Here is a 17,413-nt window from a genome sequence, read left to right as displayed (position 1 = left end):
CACCCTCCGGGAGTCCCTGTGCTGGATGTCATCTACCTCGCCCTGACGCTCGCGCTCTTCGCCCTCGTGTGGGTGATCGCCCGGGGCGCCGAGAAACTGGCGGCCCGTGGCCGCGCCACGGCTCCGCACGACGCGATGCGCGGCGAGGAGGGCAGCCGATGATCGTCTTCTCGCTCATCGGCGCCGCCCTCGGCGTCGCCGCGATCGTCTACCTCGTGGTCGCCCTCGTGAAGCCCGAGAGGTTCTGATGGACGCTGCCACCGTGTGGACCGGCATCCTTCAGATCGCCACGGTCTTCCTCATCCTCGCGCTCCTGTACCGCCCGCTGGGCGACGGGATCGCGCGCATCTACACCACTGACAGGAACTGGCGCGTCGAGCGCGGCGCGTATCGACTGATGGGCGTGGACCCGGGGTCGGAGCAGACGTGGCAGGCCTACGTCCGCGGCGTCCTGGCCTTCTCGGCCGTGGGGGTGCTGTTCGTGTACGCGCTGCAGCGCTTCCAGGCCGTGCTGCCGTACTCGCTGGAGCTGCCCGCCGTGCCCGAGGGTCTCGCCTTCAACACCGCGGTGTCGTTCGTCACCAATACGAACTGGCAGTCGTACTCCCCCGAGCTGACGCTGGGGTACACGGTGCAGCTCGCCGGTCTGGCGGTGCAGAACTTCGTGTCGGCCGCCGTCGGCATCTCGGTCGCGATCGCGCTCGTACGCGGGTTCTCGCGGCGCGGATCGGCCACCATCGGCAACTTCTGGGTCGACCTCACGCGCGGCGTCACCCGGCTGCTGCTGCCGCTGGCATTGCTCTCGGCGATCGCGCTGATGATCGCGGGAGTGGTCCAGAACTTCAACGGCTTCACCGAGGTGGGAACGATCAGCGGCGGAACGCAGCTGATCCCCGGCGGACCGGTCGCGTCACAGGAGGCGATCAAGGAGCTCGGCACGAACGGCGGCGGCTTCTTCAACGCCAACTCCGCGCACCCGTTCGAGAACCCCACTCCCTGGTCGAGCGTGCTCGAGATCCTGCTGCTCCTGGCGATTCCGGTCGCTCTTCCGCGCGCCTTCGGCCGCATGGTGGGCGACAACCGACAGGGCTACGCGATCCTCGCCGCCATGGGCTCGATCGCGGTCGTGTCGATCGCCGCGCTGACCTGGATCGAGTCGCTGGGCCTCGGCACCGCGCCTCAGCTCGCGGGCTCGGCGATGGAGGGCAAGGAGGTGCGTTACGGCATCTTCGGCTCGACGCTGTTCGCGGGCGCGACCACGCTCACCAGCACCGGCGCCGTCAACTCGATGCACGACTCGTACACGGCGCTGGGCGGCATGATCCCGATGATCAACATGATGCTCGGCGAGGTCGCCCCGGGCGGCGTCGGATCGGGCCTCTACGGCATGCTCGTGCTCGCGGTGATCGCCGTGTTCGTCGGCGGGCTGCTGGTCGGACGCACGCCCGAGTATCTCGGCAAGAAGATCGGCCCGACCCAGATCAAGCTCGCGAGCCTGTACATCCTGGTCACGCCGACGCTCGTGCTGGCCGGCACCGCGCTGAGCTTCGCCGTCCCCGGCATCCGCGACGACGTCGAGTCGACGTCGATCTGGAACCCGGGCGTGCACGGCCTCGGTGAGGTGCTCTACGCCTTCACCTCGGCGGCCAACAACAACGGGTCGGCCTTCGCGGGGCTCACTGCGAACACACCGTGGCTGAACACCGCGCTCGGCGTCGCGATGCTGCTCGGCCGCTTCATCCCGATCGTGCTGGTGCTGGCGCTGGCCGGCTCGCTCGCCGCCCAGAAGTCCGTGCCCTCCACCATGGGCACGCTCCCCACCGATCGTCCGCAGTTCGTCGGCCTCCTGGCCGTCGTCGCGGTCGTCATCACCGCGCTCACCTACTTCCCCGTTCTCACGCTGGGTCCCCTGGCGGAAGGGCTCGTCTGAAATGTCCGAAACACAGTCCCCCACCGCCCCCGAGCACGTTTCGTCTCGCTTCGCTCGCTCAACGACCGAGACGCCGGTCGTTGAGCGAGCGAGCGGAGCGGCCGAGACGAAACGCCCGCAAACCTCTCGCGCCTTCGACTCGGCGCAGCTGTGGGCCGCCCTGCCGGGTGCGCTGCGCAAGCTGAACCCGGCCGCGCTGTGGCGCAACCCCGTCATGTTCCTGGTGTGGGTCGGTGCGGCCCTGACGACCGTGATCGCGATCGCCGAGCCGTTCCTCGGAGGTCCCGAGTCCTCGGGCGGCACCGCGGTTCCCTTCGGATTCACCTGGGGCATCGCGGTGTGGCTGTGGCTCACCGTGCTGTTCGCGAACCTCGCCGAGTCCGTGGCAGAGGGGCGCGGCAAGGCGCAGGCGGCGACGCTGCGCAAGACCCGCACCTCCACCATGGCGCGCCGGGTGCTGGCCTACGATGCGAAGACGGATGCCGCAGCCGACCGCGCCGAGACCGTCGAAGCCGCGTCCTCCGACCTGACGCTCGGCGACATCGTCATCGTGACGGGCGGAGAGCTGATCCCGGGTGACGGCGACATCGTGCACGGCATCGCCACGGTCGATGAATCGGCCATCACCGGCGAGTCCGCACCGGTCGTGCGCGAGTCCGGTGGTGACCGCAGCGCCGTCACCGGCGGCACCCGGGTGCTGTCGGACCGGATCGTCGTGCGCATCACCTCGAAGCCCGGCGAGACGTTCGTCGACCGCATGATCGCCCTCGTCGAGGGCGCCAGCCGCCAGAAGACGCCCAACGAGATCGCGCTGAACATCCTGCTCGCGAGCCTGTCGATCGTGTTCGTGATCGTGGTGCTCACGCTCAACCCGATCGCGTCGTACGCGGCGGCGCCCGTCAGCATCCCGGTGCTCGTCGCGCTGCTGGTGTGCCTCATCCCCACCACGATCGGCGCGCTGCTGTCGGCGATCGGCATCGCCGGCATGGACCGTCTCGTCCAGCGCAACGTGCTCGCGATGTCGGGCCGGGCCGTCGAGGCGGCCGGCGACGTCACGACCCTCCTGCTCGACAAGACGGGAACCATCACCTACGGCAACCGCCGCGCGTCGGACTTCGTCACGATGCCGGGCATCGCCGACGAGGAGCTCGCCCGCGCTGCGGCGCTCTCGTCACTGGCCGACCCCACGCCCGAGGGCGTCTCGGTCGTGGAGCTGGCCGCGGTCCGCAGCATCCATGTCACGGCGCCGGACGACGCCACCAGCGTGCCCTTCACCGCGCAGACCCGCATGAGCGGCGTCGACCTGGCAGACGGCACGCAGGTGCGCAAGGGCGCCGGTTCGGCGGTGCTCGCGTGGCTGGAGGCATCCGGATCCCCCGTCGTGCCCGCGACCCGCGCACAGCTGATCGGCGAGACCGACGCCATCGCGCAGTCGGGCGGCACCCCCCTGGTGGTCGCGACGCTCGGGGCCGACGGCGCCGGGCGGGTGCTCGGCGTCGTGCACCTGAAGGACATCGTCAAGGACGGCCTGCGCGCCCGATTCGCCGAGCTGCGTTCGATGGGCATCCGCACCGTCATGATCACCGGCGACAACCCGCTGACCGCGCGGGCCATCGCCAAGGAGGCGGGCGTCGACGACTACCTCGCCGAGGCCACCCCCGAAGACAAGCTCGCGCTCATCAGGCGCGAGCAGGAGGGCGGCAACCTCGTCGCGATGACCGGCGACGGCACCAACGACGCCCCCGCGCTCGCGCAGGCCGACGTCGGGGTGGCGATGAACACGGGCACGTCGGCAGCGAAGGAGGCCGGCAACATGGTCGACCTCGACTCCGACCCGACGAAGCTCATCGACATCGTGCGGATCGGCAAGCAGCTGCTCATCACGCGCGGCGCGCTGACGACGTTCTCGCTGGCCAACGACATCGCCAAGTACTTCGCGATCATCCCCGCGATGTTCATGGGGATCTTCCCCGGGCTCGCGGCGCTGAACGTCATGCAGCTCAGCTCGCCGGCATCCGCCGTCACCAGCGCCATCATCTTCAACGCCCTCGTCATCGTGGTCCTCATCCCGCTGGCGTTGCGCGGCGTGAAGTACCGCCCGGCGAGCGCCTCGCAGATCCTCAGCCGCAACCTGCTCGTGTACGGCCTGGGCGGCGTGATCGCCCCCTTCCTCGGCATCAAGCTCATCGACCTCGTCGTGAGCCTCATCCCGGGCTTCTGAGCCTTCGAGCCCGACAGGAGACGCACATGTCCACCATCACCCGCACCACCGTTCGCACGACGGGCGTGGCGCTGCGCGCCATGCTCGTGTTCACCCTCGCGCTGGGGGTCGGCTACACACTGCTGGTCACCGGCATCGGGCAGCTCGCGCTGCCCTGGCAGGCCAACGGCTCGGTCGTGACCGCCGGCGACGAGCCGGTCGGCTCCGCGCTCATCGGGCAGTCGTTCACGGATGCCGACGGCGACGCGCTTCCCGAGTACTTCCAGTCCCGCCCGTCGGCGGCCGGCGACGGCTACGACGGCAGCGCGTCGAGCGGCTCCAATCTGGGCCCCGAGAACCCCGACCTGATCGCGGCCATCGAGGAGCGCCGGGTCGCGATCGCCGAGCTCGAGGGCGTCGATGTGTCCGAGATTCCGGCCGATGCCGTCACCGCATCCGCCTCGGGCCTGGACCCGCACATCAGCCCGGCGTACGCCCTGCTGCAGGCGCCGCGCGTCGCCGCCGCGCGGGGAGTGGATGAGTCCGAGGTACGCGCGGTGGTCGAGCACCACATCCAGCAGCGCGACCTCGGCTACCTCGGTGAGCCCCGCGTGAATGTGCTCGAGCTCAACCTCGCGCTCGACGCCCTGCGCCGCTGACGGGCACGCGCTGCACGACCTCCCGACGAAATAGGGTGACCACATGAAGCGCGGCAAGCTGCGGGTGCTGCTCGGGGCGGCGCCCGGAGTGGGCAAGACGTACGAGATGCTCGAAGAGGGCCGCCGCCTCGCCGACGACGGCCGCGACGTCGTCATCGCCGTCGTCGAGACGCACGACCGCGCCGCGACGGGCGCCCTCGTCGAGGGCCTCGCCGTCGTACCCCGCACCAGGATCTCGCACCGCGGGGTCGAGCTGACCGACATGGATCTCGAGGGCGTGCTCGCGCGGCATCCCGAGATCGCGCTCGTCGACGAGCTCGCCCACACCAATGCCCCCGGGCTGCCGCACCACAAGCGCTGGCAGGACGTCGACGCGCTCCTGGACGCCGGCATCGACGTGATCACGACGGTCAACGTGCAGCACATCGAGTCGCTCGGCGGCGTGGTCGAGCAGATCACGGGCGTCGCACAGCAGGAGACGGTTCCGGATGCCGTCGTCCGGGCCGCCGATCAGGTCGAGGTGATCGACCTGTCGCCGCAGTCGCTGCGCGACCGCCTGTCGGCCGGGCTGGTGTACCCGGCGGAGCGGATCGACGCGGCGCTGTCGAACTACTTCCGCCTCGGCAACCTGACCGCGCTGCGCGAGCTCGCACTGCTGTGGCTCGCCGACGAGGTCGACAGCGCCCTCAAGACGTACCGCGCCGAGCACGGCATCAGCGGCACCTGGCAGGCGCGCGAGCGGGTCGTCGTCGCGCTCACCGGCGGCGCGGAGGGCGAGACGCTGCTGCGCCGCGGCGCCCGCATCGCCGCGCGATCGGCCGGCGGCGAGCTGCTCGCCGTGCACGTGTCGAGTCAGGACGGTCTGCGCTCCGGCGACCCGGGCGCGCTCGCCGCCCAGCGGGCGCTGGTCGAGTCGCTCGGCGGGACGTACCACCAGGTCGTCGGCGACGACGTCCCCCGGTCGCTCGTGGAGTTCGCCCGCTCGGTGAACGCGACGCAGCTCGTCATCGGCGTGAGCAGGCGCGGGCGGCTCGCCGCGGCCCTCACCGGCCCCGGCATCGGCGCGACGGTGATCCGAGAGTCCGGCGACATCGACGTGCACATCGTGACCCACGCCGCCGCCGGCGACCGCTTCCGGCTGCCGCGCATCACGGGCGGCGCGCTGAGCATGAAGCGGCGCCTGCTGGGCTTCCTGCTGGCGATCGTCGGCGGGCCGCTGCTGACCTGGCTGCTGGTCTCCATCCGCAGCGACGAGACCATCACGAGCGACGTCCTGGCCTACCAGCTGCTCGTCGTGCTCGTCTCCCTCGTCGGCGGGATCTGGCCGGCCGTCTTCGCGGCGGTGATGTCGGGACTCACCCTCAACTTCTTCTTCGTGCCGCCGTACTACACGGTCGGCGTCGCCGATCCGCGCAACGTGTGGGCCCTGCTGCTCTACGTCGTCATCGCGGTGCTCGTGAGCTTCATCGTCGACCGTGCCGCCCGCGCCGCACGCGCCGCCCGGCGCGCCGAGGCCGAGGCCGAGCTGCTGGCGACGGTCGCCGGGAGCGTCCTGCGCGGCGACTCGGCGGTGCCCGCCCTGATCGCGCGGACACGCGAGTCGATCGGTCTTGCGGGTGTGCGACTCGTGGATGCCGACGGCTCGGTGCTCGCGACGGACGGTGAGCCCGTGCGCGACGGGCGCTTCGACGCCGTCACGGTCGCCCGCCGCAACGGCGGCCCGCCGGCCACGCTCGAGCTGCACGGCCACGTGCTCGACGCGTCGGAGCGCCGCCTCATCGATGCGGTGACGGCGCAGCTCTCGGCCGCCCTCGAGCACACCGATCTCACGGCGGCCGCGCGCAAGGCCGGTGTGCTCGCCGAAACCGACCAGGTGCGCAGCGCGCTGCTCTCGGCGGTGAGCCACGATCTGCGCCGGCCGCTCGCGGCTGCCGTGGCGGCCGTCGGGGGCCTGCGCGCCTCCGGCGGGAATCTGTCACCCGAAGACCGCGCCGAGCTCATCGCGACGGCCGACGAGTCGCTCACGACGCTGTCGGCGCTGGTCACCGATCTGCTCGATGTCAGCCGCGTGCAGGCGGGGGTGCTCGCGGTCTCGCTGCAGGAGGTCGACAGCGCGGGGGTCGTGCTCGCGGCGCTCGACGAGCTGGGCGCCGGCCCCGATCGGTTCGAGCTCGCCCTCGACGCGGAGCTGCGGTCCGTCGAGGCGGACCCGGTGCTCCTGCAGCGCGTGCTCGTGAACGTGCTCGCGAACGCCGCCCGCTACGCGCCCTCCGGCACCCGCGTCCGGGTGACGACGAGCCGCCTCGGGGGCATCGCAGAGATCCGGGTCATCGACCACGGCGCCGGGGTCTCGCCCGAGCGTCGCGACGACATGTTCACGCCGTTCCAGCGTCTCGGCGACACCGACAACACCGCGGGCCTCGGTCTCGGGCTCGCCCTGTCCAAGGGCTTCACCGAGGGCATGGGCGGTACGCTCGCCCCCGAAGACACCCCGGGCGGCGGTCTCACGATGGTCATCTCCCTGCCCGTGGCCGAACCCTCCACGCCCAGAGAGGCCCCTCTCATGAATGACCTGTCGTGAAGGTGCTCATCGCCGACGACGATCCGCAGCTCGTCCGGGCTCTCCGCATCACGCTCGCCGCCCACGGCTACGAGGTCATCGCCGCTCCCGACGGGGCGGCGGCCGTGGCGCTCGCGGCCAAGGAGCATCCCGAGATCGTGATGGTGGACCTCGGGATGCCCCGGCTCGACGGCGTCCAGGTCATCCAGGCGCTGCGCGGCTGGACGACGGCCCCGATCATCGTGGTCTCGGGCCGCACCGGTTCGGCCGACAAGGTGGAGGCGCTGGATGCCGGTGCCGACGACTACGTCACCAAGCCGTTCCAGATCGACGAGCTGCTCGCACGGCTGCGCGCGCTGTCACGACGCCTGGGCGCGGCATCCGGAGCCCCCGTCGTGACGTTCGGCGACGTCGTCGTCGATCTCTCGACGAAGACCGTCACCCGCGGCGGCGAGCGCGTGCACCTGACGCCGACGGAATGGCGCATCCTCGAGTTCCTCGCCCGCAACCCGGGTTCGCTCGTCACCCGGCAGGCGCTTCTCAAGGACATCTGGGGCACCGAGCAGGTGGCCGACACCGGCTACCTGCGGCTGTACATCTCGCAGCTGCGCAAGAAGCTCGAGGCCGACCCCGGCCACCCGGCGCACCTTCTCACCGAGTCGGGGATGGGCTACCGCCTGCTCACCGACACCCCGGACGCCGCCTGACCCGGCGGCCCGGGAGCGGGCGTGGAGCGAAGGAGACGTCCACGCCACCGTAAGCGGCGCTCGCGCCTGGGCCTGTCAAGAGGGCGCGCCTGGGCATGGACCCCCAACATGCTGGGCATCGCCAGCCCATTCCCCTGCGGTCATATGCACCTGCGTAGTGTGGGCCCTAGCGACCGGCATCCGTCTGTGGCTACGCGTCGACCAGGCGGTCGGCAATCGACCAGAGCAGGTGCGATCATCGCCACCATCACCGCTGTCGCACCCGAGGTCGCCCGTCTGGGCCCGGTCCGACAGACCTACGCCGGCACCGAGACCTTTCCCCCCGTCGCCCGGGCCTATACCGAGGTCTCGCAGGTCGTCCGCGAGACCGGCCTGCTCGCGCGGGCCCAGTGGTTCTACGCCCTCGTCGGCGCCGCACTCGTACTCGCCCTCGGCGGCGCGATCACCGGATTCATCCTGCTCGGCGACACGTGGTACCAGCTGCTGATCGCCGGCGCGCTGGGCATCATCTTCACGCAGGTCTCGTTCCTCGCGCACGAGGCCGCCCACCGGCAGATCCTCGCCTCCGGACCCGCGAACGACCGGCTGGGGCGCTTCCTCGCCTCCGGCGTCGTGGGCATCAGCCTCTCCTGGTGGAACAACAAGCACAACCGGCACCATGCGAACCCCAACCGCGTCGGCAAGGACCCCGACATCGAGGTCGACACGATCCGCTTCCTCGAGGAGGACGCCGCCAAGGTGAGCCGCCTGGGCGCGCTCATCACCCGCAAGCAGGGCTGGCTGTTCTTCCCGCTGCTCACGCTCGAGGGCCTGAACCTGCACTTCCTCGGCCTCAAGCACCTCCTCTCGCGCGGCGAGGTCAAGGGCCGCTGGATCGAGCTCTCGCTGATCGTCGTGCGCTTCGCGCTCTACCTCACGCCGCTGTTCCTGTTCCTGCCGATCGGCATGGCGTTCGCCTTCCTCGGTGTGCAGCTGGCCGTGTTCGGCGTCTACATGGGCGCCTCGTTCGCGCCGAACCACAAGGGCATGCCGATCATCGCGGCCGACGCGAAGCTCGACTTCTTCTCCAAGCAGGTGCGCACCTCGCGCAACATCCGCGGCGGCTGGTGGGCGACGACGCTCATGGGCGGCCTCAACTACCAGGTCGAGCACCACCTCTTCCCGAGCATGGCGCGGCCGTACCTCGCGAAGGCCCGCGAGATCGTGATGGAGCAGTGCCGCACGCGCGGCGTGCCCTACACCGAGACCAGCCTGATCCAGTCGTACGGCATCGTCATCGCCTACCTGAACCGCGTCGGCCTCTCGGCCCGCGACCCGTTCGACTGCCCGATGGTCAACCGCTTCCGCACCGTCTGAGCTGATTCGAGAAGGGGACGGATGCCGCGGCATCCGTCCCCTTCGCGTTCACGGCTGCGGGGTGACCAGGCGCTGCATCTTGTCGAGGCACTGCTCCAGGCCCATCGTCGACATGTCCCGCGCCTCGGCGGTCAGGTAGCCGTGCTCGACCATGTCGAGGCGGGTGCGCCCGCCGCCGAGGTGTGTCAACGTCACCTCGTGGCGGCCGTCTTCGGTCGTCGCCGTGGGGACTCCGGCCTCAGCCGGGGTGATCGGCGTCCCGTCCTCGTCGCAGAATCGCATGATGTAGCGGAGGGTCGTCGGCGCCTCGAGCTCGGTGATGTCCCAGCGGTTGTGGTAGTCGACGCCACCCCATTCCGCCGGCGCGCGCATCGTCACGATGATCGCGCCGCCGACGCGGATGTCGGCTTCGGCGCGAGGACACGTGAACCCCTCCGGTCCCCACCACTCCCGCAGGTCGGCGGGCGTGGTCCACGCCCCCCAGACGCGCTCGATCGGCGCATCGAATTCGCGGCTCACCTCTACGTCGAACGTCGTAGCCATCGTCCTCTCCTTCTTCTGGTCGTACCGTACCGTCGCGGTCACGCCCTCAGGGGCGCGGGTGGCGGGGCTCGCCGCCGAATTCGCGGCGGCCCCGATCCGTCAACCGAGAACCTCCTGAAGGCGAGCGGCGAAGCCCGCCGGGTCGCCGGGATACCCCGGCTGATCGGTGAAGCCGGCATGGTGGCTGGGGAACTCCACCACCGGCACGCCGACCGCGGCGGCGACCGAGCGGCCACCGCGCGCGGCCAGCGTGTCGCCGGACTCCACGCCGACCGCGACGACGAGGCGTTCGCCCAGCGCTCGCAGCGCGTCGACCTCGAGGTTGTAGGCGATGGTCCCCGGCATGTTCCGCAGCAGCGGACTGGTGCGGGCGCCGTCATCCTCGGACGACATGCCGAACATCTCGGGATCGGGCGCAGCTGCGTCGAGGTAGTCGTCGGGCACCGGTCCGTCGAACGTCACGAAGGCGATGAACTTCGCCATTGCAGCGCCATCGCCCTGCTCGGCGTAGGTGCGCTTCATGTCGGCGATCACGGCGAGCACCGCATCGCGGTCGGGGAGATGCTCAGCGAGGGGCGGCTCGTGCGCGACGGCGATCCGCACGTCGTCCGGGTGGGCCGTGATGAGCGCGAGCAGGTGTACCGCCCCGCCACTCGTGCCGAAGGCATCGACGCTGCCGACGCCGAGCGCCGCGATGACGCGATGCAGATCGGACGCGTGCTGCTCGACGGTGATGTCGGCGGTGCCGACGGGGTTGCGCCCGGCACCGCGCGGGTCGTACGTCACCACCGGCCTGTCCGTGATGCGCGCGGCGAGGAGTGCGAGCCCGCTCGCGTCCATCGGACCGGCGAAGAGGAACAGCGCGGGCCGATCGACGGTCGCCTCGGTCAGGTCGCCGTGGATGTCGTAGGTGATGGCGTCGTCTCCGGCGCCCACGACATGAGTGGTCACGGCGCGCGTGACGGTGTTCTCAGTCATCATCGTCTCCGCTTCGCCCGTCAGACGGCGGCCAGCACGCCCTCGAGACGGGCGTAGCTCGTCTCCATGCCGTCGGTCATGCCGGTGGCGAGCACCATGTCGCGCGTCTCCTTGTCGGGGTACTCGATGAGGAGCGTGATGAGCGTGGCGCCGTCCTCCTCCTCGAGGTTCAGGTCGTTGAGCGTCGAGGGGTAGTCCGTCCCGGTCATGTGCTCGGTGGTGACCGCTCGGCGCGGCGCCTCCGAGAGCAGGGTCTCGCCGTCGAAGCCGAATCGCCGGCCCTCGGTGCCTTCGAGGGGCTCCCACTCGTAGCGGTAGCGACCGCCGACCGCGGGGTCGACCTCGCACACCGACATCCGCCAGCCGTCGGGTCCGAGCATCCACTTCTCGAGCAGCTCGGGCTCCTGGTGGGCGCGCCACACGAGATCGATCGGCCCGTCGATGAGCCGGGTGATCCGCACGTGCCTGTCGTCGAGGATCTCGACCTGCGTGCCCTTGCCCGCGGCGTACTCGCGCAGGCCCTGCAGCACGCGGTCGAGCTGGTTGATCGCCATGGTCGTGCCCTCGACCATCCCCATCGCCACGACCTGCTCCAGCGCATCGGCCGAGGTGAAGCGCGTGACGGTCTCCAGTCGCGTGCCGGATGACGTGGGCTCGAAGGTCATCGTCATCCGCGAGGTCGGCATGTCGTCGAGCACCTTGCCGGTCTCATCGGCGAACGAGTCCAGCACCGCGAGCGAGCGCGGGCCGTCGATCTCGAGGAACTCCCACGTCGCGTGGTACTTCTCGCCCCGGGGACTGGTCATGAGGTAGCGCGCGCGGCCCCCGACCGTGAGGTCGAACGAGGTGAACGTCGCGGGGTATCCGGGCGGGCCCCAGAAGCGCTCGAGCTGGCGGGGATCGGTGAAGGCCTCCCAGAGGCGCTCGACCGGGGCCGGGAACTCGGCCGTGATGGTCAGTGTGAGCGCTTCTGCGTCGGTGGTGACATCGGTGACAGGCATTGTCATTCTCCTTGTGTCGTGGATTGCTGCGTCGTGGACTTGTGTGTCGTGGATTCCTGCGTCGTGGATTCGTCAGGCCCGGTCGGGGCCGTCGGCGGCCCCGACCCACGCGGGCCCGCCAGGAGTGCGTCGAGCCGGTCGATGCGCCCGCGCCACATCTCTTCGTAGTGCCCCAGCAGCGCACGCGCGCGGGCGATCATCGTCGGGTCCGCTCGCACGAGGCGCTCGCGGCCCTCGGCGCGCTTGACGATGAGCCCGGCCGCCTCCAGCACGGCGACGTGCTTCTGCACCGCCGCGAAAGACATGTCGTAGTCGCGCGCGAGCGCCGAGACCGAGTGCTCGCGCTCGATCGCGCGGCGCAGGATGTCACGCCGCGTCGCCGCCGCGAGCGCGTGGAACACGCGATCGGTCTCATCGTCGGTGAGTTCAATTCGTACAACCATTTGGTTGTACGTTACGCCCGCCTGCGGCATCCGTCAACAGTTTTTCTCGCGACGAAGAGATTCGTCACGAGCGCATTCCCGAGCGCGGCGACGTCGGCGAACGACGGCGAGTGCCTCCAGCGCGTGGAGGCATCGCCGCAATTCTTCGGCTCAGCTCTGTTCGGGTGACGGGTCGTCGTCGACGGACAGGGTGTGCCAGGTCTTGAAGGTCAGATCCGATGCCCCTTCAGCGTCCCCGCCGGCGATCAGCGCGATGAGCTGCTCGTGACGTTCGAGCGAAGACTGGCCGTCCGCGGCGAAGCGCATGCGCTCCGCACGGCGCACGACGGGCCCGAACTGGTCCAGCACCGACACGATCGCATCGTTGCCGAGTACTGTCACGGGCACTCGATGGAAGTCCTCGTCGGCGTCCATCGCCGCGGCGATGTCGCCCGCGCTCAACGCCTCCGCGAAGCGGCGGTTCGCATCCCTCATACGGTCGAGTTCCGCCTCTGTGGCGTTCCCCGCCATTTCACGGACGGCGAGCACGTGCATCGCAGCGACGACGTCTCGGGCATCGCGGACGGCTTTGGGATCGATGGCGCTCACCGTGGTGGATCGGCCCGGTTTGGCGATCACGAGCCCGCTCGCCGCGAGCCGCAGCAGCGCTTCACGCACCGGCGTCCGGCTCACACCGAGCCATTCGGCGAGATCTGTGTCTTTCAACTGCTCGCCGGGCAGGAACGTGCAATCGACGATCGCATCGCGCAACCGACGGAAGACGTCGTCACGCAGAAGCCTGCGGTCCACGCCTGGGGCTTGCTGAGGAATCGGCATGCAATATATTGCGCACGTTGTCGGCCGCGAATGCAAGTCGGCATGTCCTCTTGCGTCTTGAATCCTGTGTGCAATATATTGCGTATCGCTGGTGTTACACCTCACAACCACCCGGCTCGTCGGAGCCGAATCGGAAGGAAGAGTCATGACAACCACCGAAGAGATCAAGAACGTCGTCCTCGTGCACGGGGCGTTCGCGGACGGGTCCGGCTGGCGCCGGGTCTACGACCTCCTCACCGCGCGCGGCTACCGCGTGTCGATCGTGCAGAACCCGCTCACCTCGTTCGCCGACGACGTCGCTGCGACCAACCGTGTCCTGGACGCCCAGGACGGTCCGGCCATCCTCGTCGGCCACTCGTGGGGCGGCACCGTCATCACCGAGGCGGGCGTGCACCCGAAGGTCGCCGGGCTGGTCTATGTGTCGGCCCTGATCCCGGATGTCGGCGAGACCAGCGGGCAGCAGTACGAGGGCTTCGCCGCCACGCCCGAGTTCGTCATCGACGTGACCGGCGACGGCTTCGGCTACCTCAACCGCGACGCCTTCCATGCCGGATTCGCCGCCGACGTGAGCGAGGCCGACGCGATGTTCATGGCCGACAGTCAGGTGCCGGTCAACATGGCCGTGTTCGGCGAAGCGGTCACGGTTGCCGCATGGCGCGACAAGCCGAGCTGGGCGGTCATCGCCACCGAGGACAAGGCGTTCGACCAGGCGATGCTGCAGCACATGGCCAGCCGCATCGGCGCCGAGATCACGAACGTTCCCGGCAGCCACGCCCTGTTCCTCACGCAGGCCGAGACCGTCGCCGACGTGATCGCCACTGCCGCGAACTCTGCCGCCAAGGTGGCGGCCGCAGCCGGCGCTCGCTGAACCGGTGAATCGGGAGACTGCTGCTATCCGCCGGTGTAGGCCTCCACGATGACCTGGGCCCCTGCCTCCCGGCAGGATTCGAACACCACCTGTGCTGCGGCGTTCCACTGGTCCGATCCGATCTGCGTCCCAGTCAGCACGGGTCCTCTGACCGGGGCGACCTCTTGCAGGCCGGCGACCGCGTCGCTGACGGGTCCTTCCCCTCGAGTCGGAACCGCAGCGAGAGTACGTGCCGCGAGTCGGTACCAGCCTTGCTGCTCCTGGGTGACCATCCGGCCGTCGCGCACCCCGTTGTCAGCGTTGAACGTGATCGTTTGGACGTCGGCGATAGCCGCGCACGTCTCTGCGTCGGTGACTGGCGGGGTAACGGATTCCGCGGGCTCGGATTCGCGGGGCGTGGGCGCAGCGGCTTGCGCCACCGCGACCTGACCTGACGCAGCCGGCTGCACGAGCAACATCACTCCCATGCCGAGCACCATGCCCACCACGACCGCAGCGGCGGTCCAGAGCACGGGTACCCTCCGGCGCCACCACGCCGGAGACTCCACGGAACCGACGGGCGCGCCCGGGGCCGATACGTCGCCGCCAGGCTCGAGGGAGGCGTGCCCGGCGCCTGCCGGGGCCGACGGGCCGGCCGTCGACTCTAGGCGCCCCTGGACGGCTTGCGCGTGGATCGGACTCTCACCGACTTCGCCGTCCGGGTGCGCTTCGAGTTCACGCAGGCGGGCGAGCGCCGCCGCATCCTCGTGTATGTCGGCGTGCGGTCCGTACGCACGGGTGCGAAGAGCGTGAAGCTCCTCGAGGCGAGGATCGGCTGGCGTTGACATCGGAGCCATCCTGCCGCACCACGCGCCTCGCTCATCCATGCCAACACGGACCCGAGACACCCGCGGGTTCGGCGGCGGATCCCCTGGTTGGAGGCAGCCGTCGCACGAGACGAGCGGATGCCGCGGCCGAACTAGACTGGACCGGTCCGGCATCCCCGAATTTCTGGAGCTGAGCCGCGTGACCACCCCCTCCTCGACCGCCGTCGCCGATACCGTCGACAACGCCATCGCCACGCCGGAGAAGGAGCAGCCGTACGCGGCGCTCGGTCTCAAGCCTGACGAGTACGACAGGATCCGTGAGATCCTCGGTCGCCGCCCCACCTCCGGTGAGCTGGCGATGTACTCCGTCATGTGGTCGGAGCACTGCTCCTACAAGTCCTCCAAGATCTACCTCCGCAAGTTCGGCGAGAAGGTCTCGGACGAGATGAAGACGCGCCTCATGGTGGGCATGGGCCAGAACGCCGGCGTCGTCGACATCGGCGAGGGCTGGGCGGTCACCTTCAAGGTCGAGTCGCACAACCACCCGAGCTACATCGAGCCGTTCCAGGGCGCCGCGACCGGCGTCGGCGGCATCGTGCGCGACATCATCTCGATGGGCGCGCGCCCGGTCGCGGTGATGGACCAGCTGCGCTTCGGCGCCATCGACAACCCCGACACTGCGCGCGTCGTGCACGGCGTCGTCTCGGGCATCAGCTTCTACGGCAACTGCCTGGGTCTGCCGAACATCGGCGGCGAGACGGTGTTCGACGCGGTGTACCAGGGCAACCCGCTCGTCAACGCGCTCGCGGTCGGCGTCCTGCGCCATGAAGACCTCAAGCTCGCCAACGCGACCGGCGCCGGCAACAAGGTCGTGCTGTTCGGCGCCCGCACCGGCGGCGACGGCATCGGCGGAGCATCCATCCTCGCCTCCGACTCGTTCGACAGCACCGGCCCGACCAAGCGCCCCGCGGTGCAGGTCGGCGACCCGTTCGCCGAGAAGGTGCTCATCGAGTGCTGCCTCGAGCTCTACCGCGACGAGCTCGTCGAAGCCATCCAGGACCTCGGCGCCGCAGGCATCTCGTGCGCCACGAGCGAGCTCGCCGCGAACGGCGGCTCGGGCATGCGCGTCGACCTCGAGAACGTGCTGCTGCGCGACCCCTCGCTCACGCCGGAGGAGATCCTCATGAGCGAGAGCCAGGAGCGCATGATGGCGATCGTGGCTCCCGAGAAGCTCGACGCCTTCCTGGCAGTCGTCGGCAAGTGGGATGTCGAGACGTCGGTGCTCGGCGAGGTCACCGGCGACGGCCGCCTGCAGATCTTCTGGCACGGCGAGGAGATCGTGAACGTCGATCCGTCGACGGTCGCCGTCGACGGACCGGTCTACGAGCGCCCCGTGGCCTACCCGACCTGGATCGACGCGCTGCGCGAGGACTCGGCATCCGCTCTTCCCCGCTCGACCGACGCCGGCACCCTCCGCGACCAGTTCACGCGCCTCGTTTCGAGCCCGAACCTGGCCGATACGTCGTGGGTGACCAACCAGTACGACTACTACGTCATGGGCAACACCGCGCTGGCGTTCCCCGACGACGCCGGCATGATCCGCGTCGACGAGCACTCGGGCCTGGGCTTTGCCATCGCCACCGACTGCAACGGCCGCTACTGCCAGCTCGACCCGTACCAGGGCGCGAAGCTGGCGCTGGCCGAGGCGTACCGCAACGTCGCCGTCACCGGCGCGGTGCCGACCGCCGTCACGGACTGCCTCAACTTCGGCAGCCCCGAGAACCCCGAGGTCATGTGGCAGTTCTCGCAGACGGTCGACGGCCTGTCGGACGCCTGCCTCGAACTCGGCGTGCCCGTCACCGGCGGCAACGTCTCGTTCTACAACCAGACCGGCGACCAGCCGATCTTCCCGACGCCCGTGGTCGGCGTGCTGGGCATCATCGACGACGTCGCCCGCCGCATCCCTTCGGGGTGGCAGGACGCCGGCGAGAACATCTACCTCCTCGGCGTCACGGCGACCGAGCTCTCGGGCTCGCAGTGGGCCGGCACGATCCACGGTCACCTCGGCGGTCGCCCGCCGGCGGTCGACCTGGCGCAAGAGAAGAAGCTCGCCGAGCTGCTCCACGCCGCCGGCCAGCAGTCGCTGGTGTCGTCGGCGCACGACCTCTCGTCGGGCGGCCTCGCGCAGACCCTCGCGGAGGGTGTCATGCGCTTCGGCGTCGGTGCGCGGGTGTGGCTGAACGAGATCATGGAGCGGGACGGTGTGGATGCCGCCACCGCGCTCTTCTCCGAATCCACGGGCCGCGTCATCGTCACGGTGCCGCGCGAGGACGACGTGAAGTTCCGCGGCCTGTGCGAGGGCCGGGGCTACCCGGTGCTGCGCATCGGCGTCACCGACAGCGCGGCGGACGGCGACGAGCCGGCGCTCGAGGTGCAGGGACTGTTCACGGTGCCGCTCGCCGAACTGCGCGGCCTGTCGACGTCGACCCTTCCCGACGCCTTCGGACCGATCGTCACCGAGCACACCGCCTGACCCGCCACTCCCC

17 protein-coding genes are annotated in these 17,413 nt (G+C 70.0%); 11 read left to right on the top strand and 6 right to left on the bottom strand.

Going from position 1 to position 17,413, the window contains the following annotated elements; translation table 11 throughout:
• Window positions 1–18: 18 nt before the first annotated feature.
• From ABG085_RS00655 to ABG085_RS00620, 8 genes are all read left to right on the top strand, one after another.
• Entirely contained in the window at window positions 19–162 is a 144-nt protein-coding gene (locus ABG085_RS00655; protein WP_347977530.1) for a hypothetical protein, read from the top strand.
• On the top strand, window positions 159–248 hold the full coding sequence (kdpF, locus tag ABG085_RS00650) for a K(+)-transporting ATPase subunit F (protein ID WP_347977529.1): 90 nt from the start codon (window positions 159–161) through the stop codon (window positions 246–248). Before ABG085_RS00655 ends, kdpF begins: the two co-directional genes overlap by 4 nt.
• Window positions 248–1,930, top strand: a complete 1,683-nt coding sequence (gene kdpA / locus ABG085_RS00645) for a potassium-transporting ATPase subunit KdpA (protein ID WP_347977528.1) — start codon at window positions 248–250, stop codon at window positions 1,928–1,930. Before kdpF ends, kdpA begins: the two co-directional genes overlap by 1 nt.
• 1 nt (window position 1,931) lies before the next feature.
• Window positions 1,932–4,151 (top strand): potassium-transporting ATPase subunit KdpB, encoded by a 2,220-nt coding sequence (kdpB, locus tag ABG085_RS00640; protein WP_347977527.1) that lies wholly within the window; start codon window positions 1,932–1,934, stop codon window positions 4,149–4,151.
• Window positions 4,152–4,177: 26 nt separating this feature from the next.
• On the top strand, window positions 4,178–4,789 hold the full coding sequence (gene kdpC / locus ABG085_RS00635) for a potassium-transporting ATPase subunit KdpC (RefSeq protein WP_347977526.1): 612 nt from the start codon (window positions 4,178–4,180) through the stop codon (window positions 4,787–4,789).
• Between the two features lie 43 nt (window positions 4,790–4,832).
• The gene (locus tag ABG085_RS00630; protein WP_347977525.1) at window positions 4,833–7,370 is read left to right on the top strand and encodes a DUF4118 domain-containing protein; all 2,538 of its coding nucleotides are present in this window, start codon (window positions 4,833–4,835) and stop codon (window positions 7,368–7,370) included.
• The gene (locus ABG085_RS00625; RefSeq protein ID WP_347977524.1) at window positions 7,367–8,056 is read left to right on the top strand and encodes a response regulator transcription factor; all 690 of its coding nucleotides are present in this window, start codon (window positions 7,367–7,369) and stop codon (window positions 8,054–8,056) included. Before ABG085_RS00630 ends, ABG085_RS00625 begins: the two co-directional genes overlap by 4 nt.
• A 276-nt stretch (window positions 8,057–8,332) precedes the next feature.
• Window positions 8,333–9,412: an acyl-CoA desaturase gene (locus ABG085_RS00620; protein ID WP_347979248.1), complete on the top strand. Its 1,080-nt coding sequence runs from the start codon at window positions 8,333–8,335 to the stop codon at window positions 9,410–9,412.
• Between the two features lie 48 nt (window positions 9,413–9,460).
• Here ABG085_RS00620 and ABG085_RS00615 read toward each other — a convergent pair whose 3' ends face one another.
• The 5 genes from ABG085_RS00615 to ABG085_RS00595 form a co-directional block, all read right to left on the bottom strand.
• On the bottom strand, window positions 9,461–9,955 hold the full coding sequence (locus ABG085_RS00615) for an SRPBCC domain-containing protein (RefSeq protein WP_347977523.1): 495 nt from the start codon (window positions 9,953–9,955) through the stop codon (window positions 9,461–9,463).
• A 99-nt stretch (window positions 9,956–10,054) separates the two neighbouring features.
• Window positions 10,055–10,933: an alpha/beta hydrolase gene (locus tag ABG085_RS00610; protein WP_347977522.1), complete on the bottom strand. Its 879-nt coding sequence runs from the start codon at window positions 10,931–10,933 to the stop codon at window positions 10,055–10,057.
• A gap of 20 nt (window positions 10,934–10,953) precedes the next feature.
• A complete protein-coding gene (locus tag ABG085_RS00605; RefSeq protein ID WP_347977521.1) occupies window positions 10,954–11,934 on the bottom strand; it encodes an SRPBCC family protein in 981 nt (326 codons plus the stop codon).
• A gap of 2 nt (window positions 11,935–11,936) precedes the next feature.
• Window positions 11,937–12,377: a metalloregulator ArsR/SmtB family transcription factor gene (locus ABG085_RS00600; protein WP_347979247.1), complete on the bottom strand. Its 441-nt coding sequence runs from the start codon at window positions 12,375–12,377 to the stop codon at window positions 11,937–11,939.
• Between the two features lie 150 nt (window positions 12,378–12,527).
• Window positions 12,528–13,193, bottom strand: a complete 666-nt coding sequence (locus ABG085_RS00595) for a GntR family transcriptional regulator (RefSeq protein ID WP_347977520.1) — start codon at window positions 13,191–13,193, stop codon at window positions 12,528–12,530.
• Between the two features lie 145 nt (window positions 13,194–13,338).
• On the opposite strand from ABG085_RS00595, the gene ABG085_RS00590 reads away from it, so the two are divergent.
• The gene (locus ABG085_RS00590) at window positions 13,339–14,061 is read left to right on the top strand and encodes an alpha/beta hydrolase (RefSeq protein WP_347977519.1); all 723 of its coding nucleotides are present in this window, start codon (window positions 13,339–13,341) and stop codon (window positions 14,059–14,061) included.
• 23 nt (window positions 14,062–14,084) lie between these two features.
• Here ABG085_RS00590 and ABG085_RS00585 read toward each other — a convergent pair whose 3' ends face one another.
• A complete protein-coding gene (locus tag ABG085_RS00585) occupies window positions 14,085–14,573 on the bottom strand; it encodes a hypothetical protein (protein WP_347977518.1) in 489 nt (162 codons plus the stop codon).
• 156 nt (window positions 14,574–14,729) lie between these two features.
• Here ABG085_RS00585 and ABG085_RS00580 point away from each other — a divergent pair, with 156 nt between their 5' ends.
• A complete protein-coding gene (locus tag ABG085_RS00580; RefSeq protein ID WP_347977517.1) occupies window positions 14,730–14,885 on the top strand; it encodes a hypothetical protein in 156 nt (51 codons plus the stop codon).
• A 181-nt stretch (window positions 14,886–15,066) separates the two neighbouring features.
• The gene (gene purL / locus ABG085_RS00575; RefSeq protein WP_347977516.1) at window positions 15,067–17,400 is read left to right on the top strand and encodes a phosphoribosylformylglycinamidine synthase subunit PurL; all 2,334 of its coding nucleotides are present in this window, start codon (window positions 15,067–15,069) and stop codon (window positions 17,398–17,400) included.
• Window positions 17,401–17,413 lie beyond the last annotated feature (13 nt).

Origin of the sequence: Microbacterium sp. ProA8, from assembly GCF_039905635.1 — a bacterium.
In the GTDB taxonomy this organism is placed as follows: domain Bacteria; phylum Actinomycetota; class Actinomycetes; order Actinomycetales; family Microbacteriaceae; genus Microbacterium; species Microbacterium chionoecetis.
The sequence above is the reverse complement of the archived record's forward strand: the minus strand, read 5'-3'. Positions and strand labels throughout refer to the sequence as shown.